Genomic DNA, 17,636 nt, shown 5'->3' on the forward strand with positions numbered 1-17,636 from the left:
AGCAGTATGGAAATCATGACTGATGTTTACTTAACATTTGACTTCTGTCAGGATGAAACCTTTCAGACGAATGCCGAACTGAAAAACCGGTTATACGATCTGATTAGTCAGAGTTATATAAACGTGAAAGAACTGATCGACCGGATTTATATTGTAAATGATATTGCGTTTGTGGCGCGTCATCAGGAAACCATTGTCGGTATCTTATTTTATAGTTTCGGACATCGGAATACGTTTTACATTAATGATGAAAAAATCACGGCAATTTATAATGGGTATGCCGTTACAGATCTGTCATATCGTAATAATGGGGTGTTACAGAAACTGATACAGTTTTCGACCACCTATTTCTGTGACCGGATCAAAACCGATCATGCCCGGTTGTTGCTTTATGCGATCACATCAAATCCGTTTGCGCTGCGGGCCTATCGTAAAGTATGCCCGTATCTGGAACCCTTTGAAAACGGATCGTTTACGGATAACGGTCGTCAGATTGCCCGACAGCTTAAGCAGGTGCTGGGTATCAACCGGCAGGATGGCAAGCATCCGTTTACCTTTAATACCACACTGCCACAACGCTATAGCGATTTCGAACAACAGAATCTGCGACAGGCCCCCGAAAAAGAACGGTCGTTTCTACAGGCACTCGGGGTTGATGAGCAGGCCGGTGACCGGATTATCTTTTTCTGGCTGACAAATCCGTTGCCGGCCGGGTTATAAACTGACCATCAGTCTAAGCATCGCATTCCGTGTTTTTTGCGGAGTGCGGTAAGCTTGTGTGGTGCCGTTTGCCGACCGTGTTCCCGGATCGGCATAAACTTCGTTCAGGGCATTGTTCAGAATCAGCTGTAGCTGCGCAAATGAAAAAATCCGGTACGTAATGGCGGCATTCACCAGCGTATAGGCCGGAAAATAACCACCTGGCTGCTTTGTGTTTCCCGGAACGGACGTGCCCGGGCCAACCGGCCGGTTTCCCACATAGTTGAACCGCAGGTTTATATTCAGCTTATTGCTGAAAAACTTTCCGTTTGCGCCCGCATTAACATGGTGTCGGGCAATATCACCAACCTGAAGCTGCGTCTTTACAAATTCCCCCGCTGCGTTGGTTGTCGTAACTCCCCTGAACGCATTGGTGTAGCTGTAATTCGCATAAAACTGAAACCGCTCAGAATACTGATAATCTGCAACTGCCTGAATACCATAAATATCGGCGGTTCCGGTATTCTGTTTTTGCAGCGTCCGTCCGGTCAGATAGGGGACAGACACTTCTTCAACGATATTCCGGCAGTTGGCATAATACGCCGTAACGCCTAGCTGATAGCGGTTAGGTGAGTTGTAATTGACTGCCAGTTCAAGGTTGTCAATGCGGTCGGGGCGCAGGGTCGGGTTGTTTTTCAGACGGGTAGAACTGATCGCATACCGGTCACGACTGGAGGCATCCTGAAACGCTTTGGAATAAATTGCCTTGAACGCAAACCGGCCGGGCGTGTAGGTCAGCGCCAGACGCGGGTTTAGTTCTTTCCCGTATCCGCCGCTTGCCCGGATGCGGGCAAAATCGTAGCGGCCTCCCAGCGTAAACTGCCATTGCGGGTTGATGGTATAGGTTCCCTGGAAAAAAGCGCCGAGGTTAAAATATTCGAACGAGTTGCCGCCCGCGGTATTATCCAGCGTACTCCGGCCGTAGTCTTTGGCGCTGGTATCAATCGGGGTCGTCAGCGTGTAGTTGATCGTAATCTGCTTATAATCACCCTGAATCATGCTGCTCCGTGTCTCCAGACCAGCCACCAGGTCCAGCTGACGGACCGGTGACGCAATGAGCCGTAACTCGTTTCGGAACTGGTTTGAGTGCTGATAGAAATACTGGGTTTCCCAGTAAGGGTCTGTTTTGCGGGCCAGATTGTAGCCGAGACGGACAAGCACCGGAACCGTATCCGCGTTGATTCCCGGATTGGCCTGGGCAAACGGATACAGCAAACTGCCGTTACTGTAATTTTTCAGCGTGACCGCCCTGGACTGTTCGTTTATTTCATCCACCCGGTATTGCGCCGTGTTAATCAGCGTAAGCTTGTCCTTGATAATTTCCTTGTTATACACGGCATAGACCAGACTCTGCATGGGTTTCCAGACATTGCCGTTTTTGGCACCGGCCCTTGAATTATCGTTGGCCGAGTTCAGGGTCCCTTCTTCCAGGTTCCAAAGCTGAAAGCCCAGTGTCACATCGTTGAATGTCAGGCTTGAACGGATGTAGAATGCTTTCAGCCGGTTCGAATACGCAATCGGGTTGCCGCCGACAGTCTGTTGAAGGGCTTTCTTATCGAGCTCCTGTGCCGCTGCTACGCCTGCGGGCGTTAATTCAAGCGCATTACCATTCAGAAAATAGTAAGGGGCGTGGGTGGTACCGTCGGTAAGTCCGTACTTATTCGCGTAATAGGCTCCTTTCGAGGCAATGCGGAGCTGTCCGGCGTAATTTACCAGATCGTAGTCGGATGGATTGTAGTCGTATTCCGGATAGTTTGACAGGTCCTGAAGGTTCGAAAAATAGCCGCGGCCGGTGATGGTAAACGCGGCACTGCCAATCCTGGTGGCGGCCGTTATATCGGCATAGCGGGTGTTGTAGGAACCATAACCCAGATCTGCCAGGACAGCCACTTTCTTCGTACCCGACAACAAGTCTTTGGGCCCTTTTGTAATGACGTTGATCACCCCGAGAAAGGCGTTGGCACCGTAAATCGTCGACGACGGGCCGTAGACGATTTCAACCCGCTTGACGTTCGACACCGGAATCTGCATTGACCAGTAGACAATGTTGCTCCAGAAGTCGTTTTCCTCGATGCCATTAATCATAAACAGGGTACGCTCCGTATTATCGGAGCGATAGCCACGCTGGTAGATGTTTGAATAGGTCAGGCCGTAGCTGCGCGAGACATCAAAACCCGGCAGATCACTGAACAGGGCTTCGAGGTCGGTATAGCCGCGCTGGCGGATATCGTCTTCACTAATGACCAATGCTGTTGCCGGGGCCTTGTAAAGGTCTTCCGGTTTTTTGGACACCGACGTTACCTGAACCACCCTTGCCTGATTTTGCCGGATACCATTGACAAGGCTAATGAAGCGATAGGGCAGCAACAGCTCATTTTCCGGCTCGTAGGACGGGTTATAGACCAGCATTTGCTCAATAGCCTGGCTTGCCCGCATGGTTGAGTCCATGGCCAGCCAGGTAAGCGATAGTAATTTATACGCCAGTGCTTTCTGCGAATTATCAAAGCCGTTAATCTCCAGACAAGGGTTTAGCTGGGCAAACACGCGGTTAAAATTGCCTTTGTTGTAATAATCCTGCGCTTCCTTGATTTTGTATTCTCCGCAACCCTGCCCCATGGCCTGTATTGCCGGAAAAATCATTGATCCGATCAGGATTAAACGTAGTATTTGTATCGTTCGCCACATACGTTTCGCTCCTTTTAATTTGAATTGGCCGGTAAAGCCGGTACCGTTGGCCGGATGCCGTCGCTGCCTACATACTTGGCCCGTTCATCGGGCGTAAGCTGCCGCTTGACGGACTTAGATACCGTGTCGACCAGCTGATTAATATTGGTATTCAGACCCCAGATCGTTTTGTCGGCTCCCGCAAACAAAACCGTGTTGCCGTCGCCTGCGTAGCCCAGGTTCATGATCCAGTTGCCGTAATCGGTGATATTAATAGGCTGCGGAGCCTGCCGGCGCTGTGCATCCTGCATGTTCCACATCTTGAGCGACCCATCATAACTGGTCGTTACAATCAGTTTATTATCAGGTGAAAAGGCGGCGCCGGTTACCGTTGAGGCATGGCTGCCCGGCAAGCGATAACCGGATGAAGCGGGTTTATTGCCGGCGTAGCCCAGCAGGAGTACCGTTCCGTCGCTGTTGCCAAGGACCAGGTTTTTGCCGTCCGGACTAAAGGCCATAGCCGTAATCCGGCCTGGTAGATCGGGTTGTTTGATATAGACAGTTTCCTCTTTCAGGTCTGCCATATTGATCAGTGCCAGGGTGCCGTTCGCCGATCCGCAAAGCAGGTGCCGGCCGTCGGGCGTCAGGCGTACAGACAGAATCGGTATCCCTGCCGAGATGCTGCTCAGGGAGTCAAGTCCGGCCGGCGTCTGTTTCCAGAGCCGGATCAGGCCGTTTGTACTGACCGAAAGTAATTCGGTGTTGTTCCGGAAGGGGATAAGCGATAAAACCGGCGCCGTATGGGCCTTGTAGACGGTTACCCCCTTGGGTTTACTCAGGTCCCACGCATAGAGTTGCCCTTCCTGGCTACCGGCAAACACAAATTTGTCGTCTTTCGAAAAGACCACTGCCCGGAAACCACCGGTTGTCCGGCGGGCAGGTTGCAGCATCCGGGTTGTTTTGCGGGTTGCCAGATCCCAGATGCGTACCGTACCATCATCGCTTCCCGACGCAATGACCGGTTTGGCCGGATCAATGGCGACAGCACGGATATTGTCTTTATGTCCTTCCAGCACAAACCGCTCTTCGGCGGCTTTCAGCAGGGCTGAAAAAATACCGGGCGAGTTGTTCGGGCCATGATTCTCCTGATTCAGCCGGTAGGCCTCCAGGGCCAGCAGCTTAGGCAGATCGTCCTGCGTAGACTCGGGCAATTGCAGCGACTGGATCGCCAGCGACTGGGCGACGGTCAGCATGCGGAGCCGGTTGGCTTCTTTGGCGTTGGAGAGGGCCGACTGCTCCGAGGTTTTAGCCTGCTGTTCGGCGCTGCGGGCAAGTGCCGCCGCTTTTTTAGCCGCATCCGCATTGTCCCGGGCGAGCTTTTCGGCATTCTGGGCAATCTCCCGCAGACGGTCAGACGCATTGCGGGCTCTTTCCGCGTCTAGTTGGGCCAGAACGGCCTTTTGGCTTTGCCGTTTTGCCAGCTCTGACTGTGCGTTTGCCCGCCGGGTCTGCTGATCTTTCAGGTCTTTTTCCTGATTGGCGATTTCCCAGAGCTGCTGCGCAATCCGGCTCTGGGTCGTGGCTTCTTTCCGCTGGTCATCAGCGAGTTGTTTCTGCTCCAAGGCAAGGGCGCGCTGATCATTAGCTTGCTTTTCGGCACTTTTTGCGGTGGCCGTAATCATAATGAGATAGATCGAAGCAATAATGGCGATAAAAGCCAGTCCGATCCCGAGGGCGGCCAGAATGCGGCTGCGGGTAATCTCCTGCCGCTGCCGCTTTTCTCGGTTTTCTACTTCAAAATCGTATTTCTGGCGGCTGAACTCCAGATAATTCAGGGCGCGCTCAAAGAAGAAATCATGCCGGCGTGCCCATTCTTCCGTTGGCTTTTGTTCGCGTAGCCATTTCAGGGCCAGCTGCAACTCCGGATTCACCAGCGGGCCGGTCAGCCCGGCTTCATACTGGGCAGCAGACCGCGAGAGTTCCTTGTAGAGCTTGGCCGAATCAATTTCCTGCTGACACCATTCCCGTAACCGGTCCCACAGCCGCGTAATCCGCTCCATGGACATGCCGATGGTGGTCTGCATGTCAACAGAAAGGCCGGATAAAGGCGTCAAAAAAGCCACATCGCGGGCACGGAACCGATCGACAACGTCGAAGAGCAGAAAGTCGGGCAAACCGGTAATGATTTTAATGGTGGCCAGCGATGTCGGGTTCACCACAATCCGGTCGTCGGTGCCGACCGAAATCAGGGATTTAAAAAACGCTTCGGTGGCCAGCTTGCTTTTATCGGTAGGCAGGCTGCCGTAGATTTCTTCCGCGTGGAGGGAAATCGCCTGATTCATCGTACCAATCGCCTCGTAATGGCTGATATCAATGGCCTGACTGGCGGTGGCGGTCCGGTGCCAGTAGGCCCAGGTCCGCATCAGAGCATGTTGCAGTACCGGCAGCAGATCGGGATTGTTGCCCGTGTCGTTAAGCAGCCGTTCGGTTAGCTGTTCGGTAATGGCAGACCGTTGTGCCTCAATGGGTTTGGTGATGACCTGCCGGATTTCGTCCTGATTCATTTTCGGCAGCACATAATACCCGTGATTAATGGCTTCGGTCAGCCCTTCGTAGTTGGTACAGTGATCGACATAGTCAGACCGCATCGTAATGACCACGTAGGCTGAGCAGACAGACTGCCGGCTGAAGGCCAGAATCATGTCGATGAAACCGGCTGTTTTCTGATGGGCCTCGCTGGTGTTGGCCTGATAGCGGAACAGTTCTTCAAACTGATCGATGACAATCAGCAGGCTGTGATCGCGACACAGGGAAATAATGACGTCCAGATCGGTTTCCAGCAGGTGTTCGATGGTCTCCGGCGACGAACCGGCAACAAAGGGGTGGTTTCGCCGGCTGAATGACTGGAACAAGGCAATCGCCAGGCTCCGGATCGGGTTTGCTTCAGGATTAAAGAAAACAATCTGCCAGTCGCCGGTATGGCTGCCGGCCTGGTGACCGGCGATGAGCCCGGGGAGAAGACCCGCTTTGACAAGGGAGGATTTGCCACTGCCGGAAGAACCGATAATAGCCAGAAAACGGGAACCGGTGAGTTTATCACGCAATTCCCGAATCTGATTATCCCGGCCATAGAACAAGTGGGCGTCTTCGAATTCGAAGCTCCTGAGTCCGGGAAACGGATTAGAGACCGCACTTGTATTACTGACTTGTACCATCGTTCACTTTACAGCTGCTTGTTCAGTACGCGAGCGACTGGTCATGTGCATTAACTCATGTACTGACTGGCGAATCATGCCTCTGTGGCCGGCACGTTCATAATAAAAATGTTCCGGTTCCGGTTATGGGTATATTCATACCGGAATTCATCAACACCATTGATCGTCAGAAAAATACCCATGCCACCGATGGGGCGCTCTTCAAGCGGTTTACTGAAATCGTCTTCGTCGGGGAGGTCCCGCTGAAGCGGGTCAAACGGCGCGGCATCGTCTTCAACAACGATGGTCAGTTGCCGGTCCGACAGGTCAGTTATAACATCCAGTACCCCTTCTTTACCGGCCTGTTCATAACCATACAGGATGATGTTGGTCGCAATTTCGTCGAGGGCCAGCATCAGGTTGTAGGTCTTTTTCTTATCGAGATGCGCGAGCAGCGCTTTTTCCCGAACCAGGTCCCTGAGGTCGTCAAGGGAGTCGAGTGTCGCCGGAAAGGTTTTGTTTTCCATAAAGCATAAATGAAAACGGTGAGGCACTACGACCGGAAAGGCCCGACACAGCGGTTACATGTATTTGTCGACAATGTTAACGCTGTGTTGCAGGCCGGTTTTTTCCAGTGTATCCACAATGTTTTCCTGCGGCTGGACGATGTAAATAGCTAAGTTGGTACCAATTTTTTGCTTGGCGAAGATCAGGACACGTAACCCTGCTGATGAGATAAAGGTCAGGTTCTCAACAAAGAGTACGAGTTCATCGGGGCCTTCGGCAGCCACTTTTTCGATTTCACGCTGAAACTCTCTGGCCGACAGCGAATCCAGTTCTCCGGCAAGGGTAATTTTGGCAATTTTTTTGGCTTCAGCTAGTATGTGAAAACTCATTGTGTTACACAGTTTATTGGTTAATGGAATTGATCTCAGATAGCGTCGGGATAGTACCTGGTGCATGACTTAATGCGGTTTTCAGGTGGTATCACGGTCAATGCGTGCGCTAAACGGGCTTGCCGACAAGGACAACCACACTGCGGGCCCCCACCAGAAAATTCTGCTGATCTTCGAGCTGCGGTTCGCGGCCCGGGTCGAAAATGTCTTCCGGAGTTGGCATGTCCGTGTTGGCAAACAGGTGCCATTTCAGGTTGTCGGGTAGTTCCGGCAGCTGAAAGTGCAGTGTTTCCCAGTACATATTCATGGCGACATACACCATGTTGTCGGTGACGGCGCCCTGCTTGGCATGATAGCCGCAGAGCATAAAGGCAAACGCACGGCTGGATGTCGACCAGTCGCAGCGCCAGGCTTTGGTGCCGTGGAAGCTGATATCCGGGAATCCGCTGCCCACATAGTCCCAGTGCTGGAAGTGCTTCGGACTACGCAGTACCGGATGCAGGTGCCGGAAGCGGATAATCCGCTGCGAATAGGTGTACAGGTCTGCATTCTTGTCGAGCAATGACCAGTCGAGCCAGTTCAGTTCGTTATCCTGACAATAGGTGTTGTTGTTGCCTTTCTGCGTACGGCCGACTTCATCACCCATTAAAATCATCGGAATTCCCTGACTTACCATCAGGATTGTGAGCGCATTTTTTACCTGTTTGTGCCGCAGCCAGTTTATGTTAGGGTCGTCGGTTTCGCCCTCCCAGCCACAGTTCCAGGAGTTGTTATCGTTGGCACCGTCGTTGTTATTTTCCCCGTTGGCTTCGTTGTGTTTTTCATTGTAGGCGAACATATCATATAGCGTAAACCCGTCGTGGCAGCAGATAAAGTTGATGCTGGCGGCCGGTCCCCGGTGATAGTAGAGGTCCGGTGAGCCCATGATCCGCTGAGCCATGGGCCCTACTTCACCGGCATCACTTTTAAGGAATTTTCGTACGTTATCCCGGTATTTCCCGTTCCATTCTGCCCAACGCCCATACGCCGGAAATGACCCTACCTGATACAAACCACCCGCGTCCCAGGCTTCGGCAATGAGCTTACACTTGGCCAGAATCGGGTCAAACGCCAGCGATTCGAGCAGGGGCGGGTTGCTCAGCGGCCTGCCGTCCATGTCCCGTCCCAGAATCGCGGCTAAGTCGAAGCGGAAGCCGTCGATATGGTATTCTGAAGCCCAGTACCGCAGACAGTCAAGCACCATGTTCCGGACAACAGGGTGGTTACAGTTCAGGGTGTTGCCCGTACCCGAGAAGTTAAAATAATACCCCTCCGGCGTGAGCATGTAATACGTTTTGTTGTCGATCCCCCGGAAGGAGATCGTATGGCCCCGGTGATCGCCCTCGGCCGTGTGGTTGAAGACCACGTCGAGGATCACTTCGATGCCGTTTTTGTGTAATTCCTTAATCAGCGTTTTCAGCTCATCGACCTGCATCCCGAATTTACCCGTGGCGGCATAACCGGCTTTGGGCGAGAAGAAGTTGACGGTACTGTACCCCCAGTAGTTGACTAGCGTTTCGCCCGTGACGGGGCTTTCGCGGCTGTGTTCCCACTCGTCGAACTCGTAAACCGGCAGCAGTTCAATGCAGTTGATGCCCAGCCCTTTCAGGTACGAAATTTTGCTCTTGATGGCACTGAACGTTCCCGGGTTCTTGACACCCGACGACGGGTGCCGGGTGAAGCCGCGCACGTGCATTTCGTAGATGATCAGGTCTTCGGCCGGGGTTTCGAGCGGATGGTCGCCTTCCCAGTCAAAGTCTTCGAAGGCCAGCCGGGAGCGGTAGGGATAAATGTCATCCCAGTTGGGTTTGGCCAGCCACGTATCCCGGCCGCCGATCACTTTGGCATAGGGATCGCTGAGGATTTTGGTTTTGTCGAAGCGGTAACCGGCTGCGGGGTTAAACGGCCCATCCATACGGTAGCCATACTCCAGCCGTTCATAGTCCAGATCAAAAACAATCATGGCATACACGTTACCGATCCGGAATTCGTCGGGAAACGGAATTTCGGCAAACGGCCTGGCTTCGCCCCGGTCAAATAAAACCAGTGTACACGAGGTGGCTGCGCTGGAGTACACACTGAAATTAACGCCGTTTGATACCATCGACGCCCCGAACGGCAGTACGTGTCCTCGTCTGAACTTAATCCCGTTCAGCTCATGGGTGGGGTAATAATCTATCCGGCTATCTTCCATGCGTATTACGGTTTAAGGGCGGCGATGCCTTCGTCCAGGGTGTCGACTAAAATGAAAAAGGAAAGGAAACCCGTGTTGGCCATGATGTCCTGAATTTCTTCGGACGCTCCCAGAAGGACGACTTTCCCGTTACGTGACTTGATTTGCCGGTAGATCATCAGCAGTACCCGCAGGCCCGCGCTCGACAGGAAATCTACCTTGGAAATATCCAGAATAACAGCGGTCTGCCCCTGAATGGGGCCCATGGCCCCGCGTTCAAACTCGCCGGCCGTTTTGCTGTCGATACTGCCCTCTGCTTCAATAACCGTGATATTACCGACCGTTTTGGATGTAACGTTCATACTCGTTTGGTTTTGGTGTATTGCGCAACAGCATGGTGCCCGGAAACCTCCGGACACCATCGCGACGTAACGCAGTACTTGTTTTTTCTCGTGTTAGACCGGAGTGATCAACACCTTCACTCTTACTTGCTTGTCGGTTTCCGGTAAATTGACGGTCAGCGCATCGGCATCAAAGTCGGTATAAGGCGCATCGTCGATGAATACTTCTCCGATCTTAATACTGCCTTTAGGCAGAATATCCGGCGACACGTGCAGGACATTGTTCTTAAACGAGTTCGGATAAGGCTTGAAGTAGAAATAGGTTGGCTGCTTGGTAATGAGCAGGTTGATGTAAACGGCCGACAGGTAGCAAAGCTCGGTTGAGTGATAGGCACTCATGGAGTGGCTGCCCTTGAAGCGTTCGTGACCCAGAAGATAAGGCATCCCGTTGGCAAAGACGTTGAAGTAAACACCGCCATCGTCGGTATCGAGGAAGAAGGCGTTGTAGAACGAGGCCGCTTCGCGGGCCTGTTTCTGATAGTCTTCTTCGCCGAGGATGCCGTACAGGATCAGGTAGGCCAGAATGGCCTGTTCCTGCTGCCACCACGCCTTGCGGTCGTGCCATACATACTGATGGTGCTTACCGCCGATGAGCGTTTCGCGTTCAACCACGTCATACCAGCCGCCGCGCTGCTGATCAGAACCGGCCGCCGGCATCAGTTCGGCGATCTTTTTCGCAAAATCGAGGTATTCGTCCTTGCTCTTAAGCGACTGCATCCGCATGAGGTTCCAGGCAATTTTGAGGTTGTGGCCTACTACCGCGCGGTTTTGCTGCCAGCCCCAGGTCTGGTCTTTGCTCCAGTCTTCGAAGAATTTCTCCTGCACAAACGGGCTCTTGTCGTAGTCAGGAAAATATTTGGTAATGGTATCGAAGGTATATTCCAGGAAATCAGCGTATTTCTGTTCGCCGGTTGCCAGATAGAGGTTAATCAGGTAGGCCGGGGCATGGTCACCGACCGAGTTCCAGTTTTTGCGGGCGCGGTTGTGGGCCAGCGACTGGTCGCGCGGGTCGAGCCCGATCGGGTCGATGTGGGAGAAATACCCTTCCTGCTCGTTGTCTTTGAAGTACTTCTCGAACAGGTCGATGGTTTTTTCAATATCCGCCATGATGCGGGTATCGCCGGTGATGCGGTACGTCTGGGTCGGACCGGCAAGGGCATAAATCTGCTCATACATCGGGATAGAGTAGTAGTCATCCCCGAATTCAGACGTGAGCAGCTTGGTTTCTTTGGCGCCGTCTACCTTGATACCATGGTACCAGTAGATGAGGTCGGCGTCCTGGTCGTAGAACCGCATGTGGTCGCGGAGGTAGTTGGTGCCCAGCTCGGCTCCTTCCAGAAAGGCATCATTCCCCGTCAGCATGTAGGCTGAGGCAAAGCCGTAAATCATCCGCGAGATCGTATCGGTTTCCTGAAGGTAATCGCCTCGTTTTGAGCCGGCCAGGTTCAGCACCGTACGGTAGTTATGGTAGTCGATCGGTGATTCAGGATAGTTAAACTGCCATTTGAGGTAACTTTTGGCAATCGATTCGATTTGTTTAATCCACCAGTCCTGGCCTTCGTGGCGGTATTCTTCGGGCGTTTTACCGGGGAAGATCAGTTGCTGGGCCTCAAAAATCATGTCGCCCTCGTCGGCGCCGGGGTAGAACGTACCGTAGGCAAACACATACTGTCCCTGCTTCGACAGAAACTCGAACATGAGGCCGGTAGCATCCTGGTAGCCTTCGTCGAGGTTGCGTACGCTGCGGGCGTAGGTCGATGGAATCAGGTTTAATTTAAACTGCCGTTTGTCGGAGGTTTCGACAACAAACGAACGCTCGGCGGGCGTAAAGCTGACGATATAACCAGCAATGGTATCGGAAAATGTAAAGTTGAGTTTCATGGGAGATTAATTGACTACCGCAGGCAGTACTCCGATAGAAGTTTGGTCTAAATGAGGATTTACGAAAACAGGGTAAGCCGGTGCAATGATGAAAGCGATCAGCCTTGCCGCTCCGCCAGCATATCGATGATCCGGCGGGCAAACAGGTGCGCATGGCCGCCGGACCGTCCGGTGACCAGCGTACCATCAACAACCACATCCTCGTTGGTATAAATGGCGCCGTACGCTTTGGCGTCGCCGATCAGGTTGTTATGGCAGACAAGTTTCTTTCCGCTGACAAGCTCAGTAGCGGGCGCCACCAGCCACAGGCCATGACAGATAATACCTTTCAGGATGCTGTCTTCTGCAAATACGCGTTTCAGAAATTCAGTGGCAGGCGGTATTTTCTCAACGTCTTCGGTATACCGTAACCGATCTGAAACCATACCGGAAGGGACAATAATGGCAGAATAACTGCGGAGTTCTTCATCACTCATGCCTTCGAACGTTTCCCAACAATCCATAGGAGCGCGGTGTTCGTGGCCGTAGAACGTGATTTTGGGCTGGCCCCACAAGCGGGTCAGAAAGTGCACCTCGGCACCTTCTTCCGGAAACCGGTACTTGTAGTAAAAAATTTCGTTTTCGAAATAATCGCTCTCAAACAGTATGCCGATTTTCGCGCCTTTTAATTTCATGGGGTTTACACAGATACAAGGTTAATGAGAGGAAGGTTAATCAGACCGGCGAAAACCACTGACTGCCGAGAGTCAGGGGCCCCGCCGGCCTGGTTGCGGATTAGCGGATCAGACGGTCGAGAAGGCTCTGATCAAGGCCTACGTTCTGGTAATGCTTACGGGCCAGCTCCAGCAGGGTGAAACCATCGTCATACGCTACGATCTTGCCGTTATCAACGGTGTCGAGGTAGATCAGACCACCGGATACGTGGAAAAACGTAATCATCGGTTCTTTGGCATCCGCCGGTACGACCAGTGTGTGGGCTTCTCCCGGTGGCTCGTAGATAAACGTGCCCGGTGTGGCCACCCAGTCATGCTCCAGATAATGCCATGAGCCGCGAAGCGTATACCCATATACCGTACTGATGTGGTAATGCGGGTTCAGCATGGCGCCCGGCGCGATTTTCAGGACATTGGTAAAACCACCGGTGCTTACGTTAAAGCTACAGGCCTGAAACCAGGCTCCCTCAACGTAAGGAATCCACAGCCGGTCATCATCCAGGTTTGTGTCGGTTGTGTATTCGGTGTGCGTACGCTGCTCGGCTAACAGGCCGTCGTTGAACGTGCGAAACGTGTTAATTGGCATTTTTTTACCCTCCGAATTTTAGTTTTAAGATTTGTTTAACCGGTAAAGTAACAAGTATTGATCTGCTTGATTGAGTCGTAATTAAGCCGATTCCCTGAGGCGCTCGCGGAGCTTGTCGGCCATGTGGTGATAGCCGAAGGCAACGGCCAGATCAAGCGGCGTACGGCCATCCTGACCTTTCAGATCAAGGCGGACGTTGGCACCTGGGTCGGCGTTCATCAGCACCTCAAACGCCTCAGTGTGGCCGTGCCAGATCGAATCGTGCAGGGCGGTATAGCCGTTATAGGGCCCCTGGGCATTTACTTCAACCAGCCCTTGTTCGAGGAGCAGCTTCAGCGGACCCGGATGGCCTGAGAAGGCTGCCTTGTGCAAAGGCGTAGCTTTCAGGAGATAATCGACGATTTTCGGGTTGGCACCTGCGTTGATGAGCTCGGCCGCGATATCGGTAAGGCCACTGAAACAAGCCACCAGCAATGGCGTTTGCCCATCGTTGCCGCTGCCGATTACCGGCGATTTTTCGTTTACATCGACCCCTTCGGCGATGAGTTTCCGCACGGCGTCAATATCATTGCGTAATACGGCCTGCATCAGCGGCTGTTGCTGGTTTGCCTCGTCGGCGGCCTGTTTGGCCTCCAGCAGCTCGCGGATGGTTTTACCCCAGCTTTCTTCTTCGGGGGTAGTACCACCGGCCGTCCAGCGGGGTTCCTTGCCGATAAAGTCGAAAACCGAAGCACCGTGGTGACCACGAATGGTGATCGAAGCCCCCTGATCGAGCAGGAATTTAACCATGGCCGGTTTTTTTGACCAGACGGCATCAATCAGCGGCGTATGGCCTACCGTTGCCGATTGCAGGTTGATAAAGGCACCGGCATTCAGTAAGAGCTGTGCAATGTCTACGACACCGCTCTGGGCGGCTTTGTGCAGGGGTGAAGCGCCAAGGCTGCTGTCAACGGCATGGACATCGGCACCGGCTGCCAGCAGTTTATCGGTCATCTGAACGTAGCCTAAGCCGGCAGCAACCATCAAAACGGTGTAGGGAGTAGGGCCGCGGCGGTTTACATCGGCACCAGCCTTGATGAGTTCGGTGGCCGCAGTAAGGTCGTTGGCTTCAACGGCTGCCAGCAGGGCAAGTTCGAGAGAACCGGTTTTGTCGATCGTCTTCATTCGTCAATGGGTATGTATTGTAAGCAGTTAAAGGCAGTTTGGTTGTGGGGCCGGTCAATACGGTTTGGCGCATTTCCAACGGTTTTTCCGGCTACCAGTCGTCAATAGTGTGTTGTTGCGGTTTTTGGATTTAACCAGGTTTGTAAACCGGGTAATAAAAAAAAAGAGAACCTTTTCCGTGGTCAGCTTTTTGGCGCTAAACCGTGGAAAACGTTCTCTAAACTAACTAAAGTGGCCGTGAGCCGTGGGTATTTGGCCGTAAACGACAGGGGTTGGGGCGTCAACGACTACCTTTTGGGCGTGAACCGAAACGGACCGGCTCAGCGGAAGCGGAAATGCTGTAAGAACTCTTCTTTATACGCCCTGCCTAATGGTAAAACCTGACTTTTGATCTGTACTTCGTAGTCATTAAAGGATTCGATCTGGGTCAGGTTTACCGCATAAGATCGATGTACCCGTACAAGTGCCTGATCCGAAAGCCGTTGCAGCAAGACACCCATCGAGAGCCGTAACACAAACTTCCGGTCGGAGGTAACAAGCGTTGTGTATTTATCGTCGGCTTCCACATAAAGCACATCACTCTGCCGCACGCGGACAAACTGGTAATTTTGCTTGATAAAGATATGATCGCCCACCTGCAGAATCATTTCGCTGTCCTTGGCCGGAGCAATCGAAATCGCCGGGCGAGGTTTGGGCGGCACCGCCTGTTCGTTGCCCGGCGGTACCAGATAGGCAAAATTGCTCATGGCAATTTCGATGGCAATCCGGAGGCAGTCGGTCGTAATGGGTTTGGTCAGGTAAGCCGCCGGCTTCGTCGACTTTGCCATTTCGACGGTTTCACGATCCGTCAGGGCCGACAGATAGATAATCGGGAGGGGTTTAACCGCCAGTAGCTGCTGCACTGTTTCGACACCGTTCCAGTCGCCTGAAAGGTTTATGTCACAAATAACAATGTCGGTCTGATGTTGCTGATAGAGATGAAGTGCCTGGCGGCCGGTGGCAGCGGTTCCCGTAACCTGATATCCTTCGGCTTCGAGCCGGGCACACAGGTCCATAGCCAGAATGGCCTCGTCTTCAACAATTAAAATGGATACTGGCAAAGAGGAATTCATGGAAAAGAGGTTATGTGATAATAGTCGTTAGGCTGCTTTCGGGATACTGAGACGGAAACAGGTTCCGTTGTCGGTATTGATGTTCAGATTGGCGCCAATCTGATTTCCCAGTGCTTTGACAAGCTGCTTGCCGAATGAACCGGCTGGTTTCTGCCATTGATTGATGTCAAAGCCGGTACCGTTATCGGCAATCTCCAGCACCAGTGCCGGATCGGTATGCAGGGCGATCCGCAGGGATGGGCGTTGTGTTTGCTGGTATGCGTATTTCAGCGAATTCGTGATGAGCTCGTTGGCAATCAAGCCCAGCGGAATCATAAGGTCAACGTCAAGCCATTCGTCCGAAATATCAATTTGCAGATCAAAATCATTGGGCGAATACCCGTGTACCCGTAATAAACTTTCAATGAGATTCAGTAAATAGTCACGAACATTAATCTGTGTTAGCTTATCGGTTTGGTAGAGTTTTTGGTGAATTAAAGACATCGCTTCTATACGTTGCTGTCCGCGGCGAATAGCTTCGACCGCTTCTTTGTCCTGCATCTGATACGACTGAAGGTTCAACAGTCCCGACACAATGGCCAGGTTATTCTTTACGCGGTGGTGAAGCTCCTTCATCAGCAGTTCGAGCTGGACGGATTGCTGTTGCAGCTTTGCTTTCGTCCGCCGGATCCGCTGGTACTGCCAGCCGAGTCCGCCCAGGGCCATAATCAGTAAAAAAGCCCCGCCGCCCAGATAAGCCAGCTGCCGGGTCCGCGAGTCATTTTCCTGATCCAGTTTCTGAATCTGTTCTTCTTTCTGCCGGGTCTCATACTGCACCTGTAATTCGGCGAGCTGCCGGGCTCTGTCGGCCGAGAAAATCGAATCCTGTAGATGGGTGTACCGTTTATGATAAGCCAGCGCTTTCGGGAGTTCGCCCGCCTTTTCATAGCTTTCACTCATTGTACTGTAAATCTCCTGAATCCGGTTCATGGCTTTTTGCTGATAAGCCAGTGTCAGTGCCAGATCAAACGAAGCGGCGGCTTCTGTCAGCTTGTGCTGGTAGGCATAAATCCGTCCGGCATTTTCATAACTGTAGGTGAGTGACCGCTTGTTGTCGTATTTTTTGTTGAGAGCAATGGCTTTCTGTACCCACATCAGCGCTTCGGCCGGTTTACTTTGATCGAGCGCGATTTTAGACAGGTTATTGTAAAAAGCTGTCAGCTCGTACTCTTTCGCTTTATAGCGTTGTTTTCCCAGCTCAACGGCCTTCAGGAAATGATATCTGGCGACATCGAGCTTACCGAGCCGCTTATAAACCAGCCCGATTTGATTGTGGCTGTCGGGCAGGTAATCCAGCATACCGGCTTTGATGGCAATATCGCGGGCTTTTTCGTAATACTTCAGAGCCAGTGGTAAATTCGACTCACCTTCGAAGATGATATACCCCAGGTTGTTATAGCCCTGATACAAACCTTTCGGTAGGCCAATCTGCTCCCTGATCTTTAGTGATTTAAGGGTATATTCCTTCGCCTTAATAAAATTGCCTTCCTGTCGGTAGGTGACCCCGATCAGGTTGTATGCGTCACTTTCTGCCTTCACCATATGCAACTCCCTGGCTAACTCCAGGGCCTGCTGTGCGTAACTTCTCGAAATCTGGAAGTTGGTCAGTTTGTGTGCATTCCCTAACTCATACAGGTACTCAAACCGCAATGAGTCGGGTGACGAATGAGCAAGGCGATCCTTCAGACTGTCGATCTTTGCCGCCGGAATTTGTGCCGGAAGCACCGATACAGTCCATCCATACATGACCCCAATAGCCAGTACTATTTTCAGGGAAGCGTGCATGTTTTTATTTATGGGGTAGGGATTACGGTCTAATAATCGTTGAGTAAGTTAGCGATGCATTCAGTTATGTACAACTGTCAGTTCAGGTAGTTTCGCCGCCGTAAGTTATTGTGAAATAAGCTATTTAATAAATCAATAAAGAAAAGAGGCGTCATTCTTAAAGTGTAAACGACTGACTATTAGCTATTTTTATTTGTAACTAATTATGTATATTGGTAAGTTGTAATATT

General features: G+C 52.1%; 13 protein-coding genes. 1 reads left to right on the plus strand and 12 read right to left on the minus strand.

Features of this window, described 5'->3' with window-relative positions:
• Positions 1-6 precede the first annotated feature (6 nt).
• Complete coding sequence (locus tag BLX24_RS00595) at positions 7-720, plus strand: hypothetical protein (protein ID WP_071501150.1); 714 nt, start codon at positions 7-9, stop codon at positions 718-720.
• Here BLX24_RS00595 and BLX24_RS00600 read toward each other — a convergent pair.
• The 12 genes from BLX24_RS00600 to BLX24_RS00655 form a co-directional block, all read right to left on the minus strand.
• Positions 715-3,399, minus strand: coding sequence for a TonB-dependent receptor plug domain-containing protein (locus BLX24_RS00600; RefSeq protein ID WP_071501151.1), 2,685 nt, complete (start codon positions 3,397-3,399; stop codon positions 715-717). The two genes, BLX24_RS00595 and BLX24_RS00600, sit on opposite strands and share 6 nt — an antisense overlap.
• 59 nt (positions 3,400-3,458) lie before the next feature.
• Positions 3,459-6,638 (minus strand): nSTAND1 domain-containing NTPase, encoded by a 3,180-nt coding sequence (locus tag BLX24_RS00605; protein WP_071501152.1) that lies wholly within the window; start codon positions 6,636-6,638, stop codon positions 3,459-3,461.
• A 74-nt stretch (positions 6,639-6,712) separates the two neighbouring features.
• Positions 6,713-7,144: an ATP-binding protein gene (locus BLX24_RS00610; protein WP_071501153.1), complete on the minus strand. Its 432-nt coding sequence runs from the start codon at positions 7,142-7,144 to the stop codon at positions 6,713-6,715.
• Between the two features lie 54 nt (positions 7,145-7,198).
• Positions 7,199-7,513, minus strand: coding sequence for an STAS domain-containing protein (locus BLX24_RS00615; RefSeq protein ID WP_071501154.1), 315 nt, complete (start codon positions 7,511-7,513; stop codon positions 7,199-7,201).
• A gap of 109 nt (positions 7,514-7,622) precedes the next feature.
• The gene (glgX, locus tag BLX24_RS00620; protein WP_071501155.1) at positions 7,623-9,746 is read right to left on the minus strand and encodes a glycogen debranching protein GlgX; all 2,124 of its coding nucleotides are present in this window, start codon (positions 9,744-9,746) and stop codon (positions 7,623-7,625) included.
• A gap of 5 nt (positions 9,747-9,751) precedes the next feature.
• Positions 9,752-10,087 carry an STAS domain-containing protein gene (locus BLX24_RS00625; protein WP_071501156.1) on the minus strand — a complete coding sequence of 112 codons (336 nt, stop codon included), beginning with the start codon at positions 10,085-10,087 and terminating at the stop codon, positions 9,752-9,754.
• A 93-nt stretch (positions 10,088-10,180) separates the two neighbouring features.
• The gene (locus BLX24_RS00630) at positions 10,181-12,007 is read right to left on the minus strand and encodes an AGE family epimerase/isomerase (RefSeq protein ID WP_071501157.1); all 1,827 of its coding nucleotides are present in this window, start codon (positions 12,005-12,007) and stop codon (positions 10,181-10,183) included.
• A gap of 98 nt (positions 12,008-12,105) precedes the next feature.
• Positions 12,106-12,681 (minus strand): DJ-1/PfpI family protein, encoded by a 576-nt coding sequence (locus BLX24_RS00635; RefSeq protein WP_071501158.1) that lies wholly within the window; start codon positions 12,679-12,681, stop codon positions 12,106-12,108.
• Between the two features lie 100 nt (positions 12,682-12,781).
• Positions 12,782-13,306, minus strand: a complete 525-nt coding sequence (locus BLX24_RS00640; protein WP_083421733.1) for a 2,4'-dihydroxyacetophenone dioxygenase family protein — start codon at positions 13,304-13,306, stop codon at positions 12,782-12,784.
• Positions 13,307-13,387: 81 nt separating this feature from the next.
• Positions 13,388-14,470: an ankyrin repeat domain-containing protein gene (locus BLX24_RS00645; RefSeq protein WP_071501159.1), complete on the minus strand. Its 1,083-nt coding sequence runs from the start codon at positions 14,468-14,470 to the stop codon at positions 13,388-13,390.
• A 320-nt stretch (positions 14,471-14,790) separates the two neighbouring features.
• Entirely contained in the window at positions 14,791-15,582 is a 792-nt protein-coding gene (locus tag BLX24_RS00650; protein WP_071501160.1) for a LytR/AlgR family response regulator transcription factor, read from the minus strand.
• A gap of 27 nt (positions 15,583-15,609) precedes the next feature.
• Positions 15,610-17,406: a tetratricopeptide repeat-containing sensor histidine kinase gene (locus BLX24_RS00655; RefSeq protein WP_071501161.1), complete on the minus strand. Its 1,797-nt coding sequence runs from the start codon at positions 17,404-17,406 to the stop codon at positions 15,610-15,612.
• Positions 17,407-17,636 lie beyond the last annotated feature (230 nt).

The sequence above is a fragment of the Arsenicibacter rosenii genome (assembly GCF_001870735.1).
Taxonomy (GTDB): Bacteria; Bacteroidota; Bacteroidia; order Cytophagales; family Spirosomataceae; genus Arsenicibacter; species Arsenicibacter rosenii.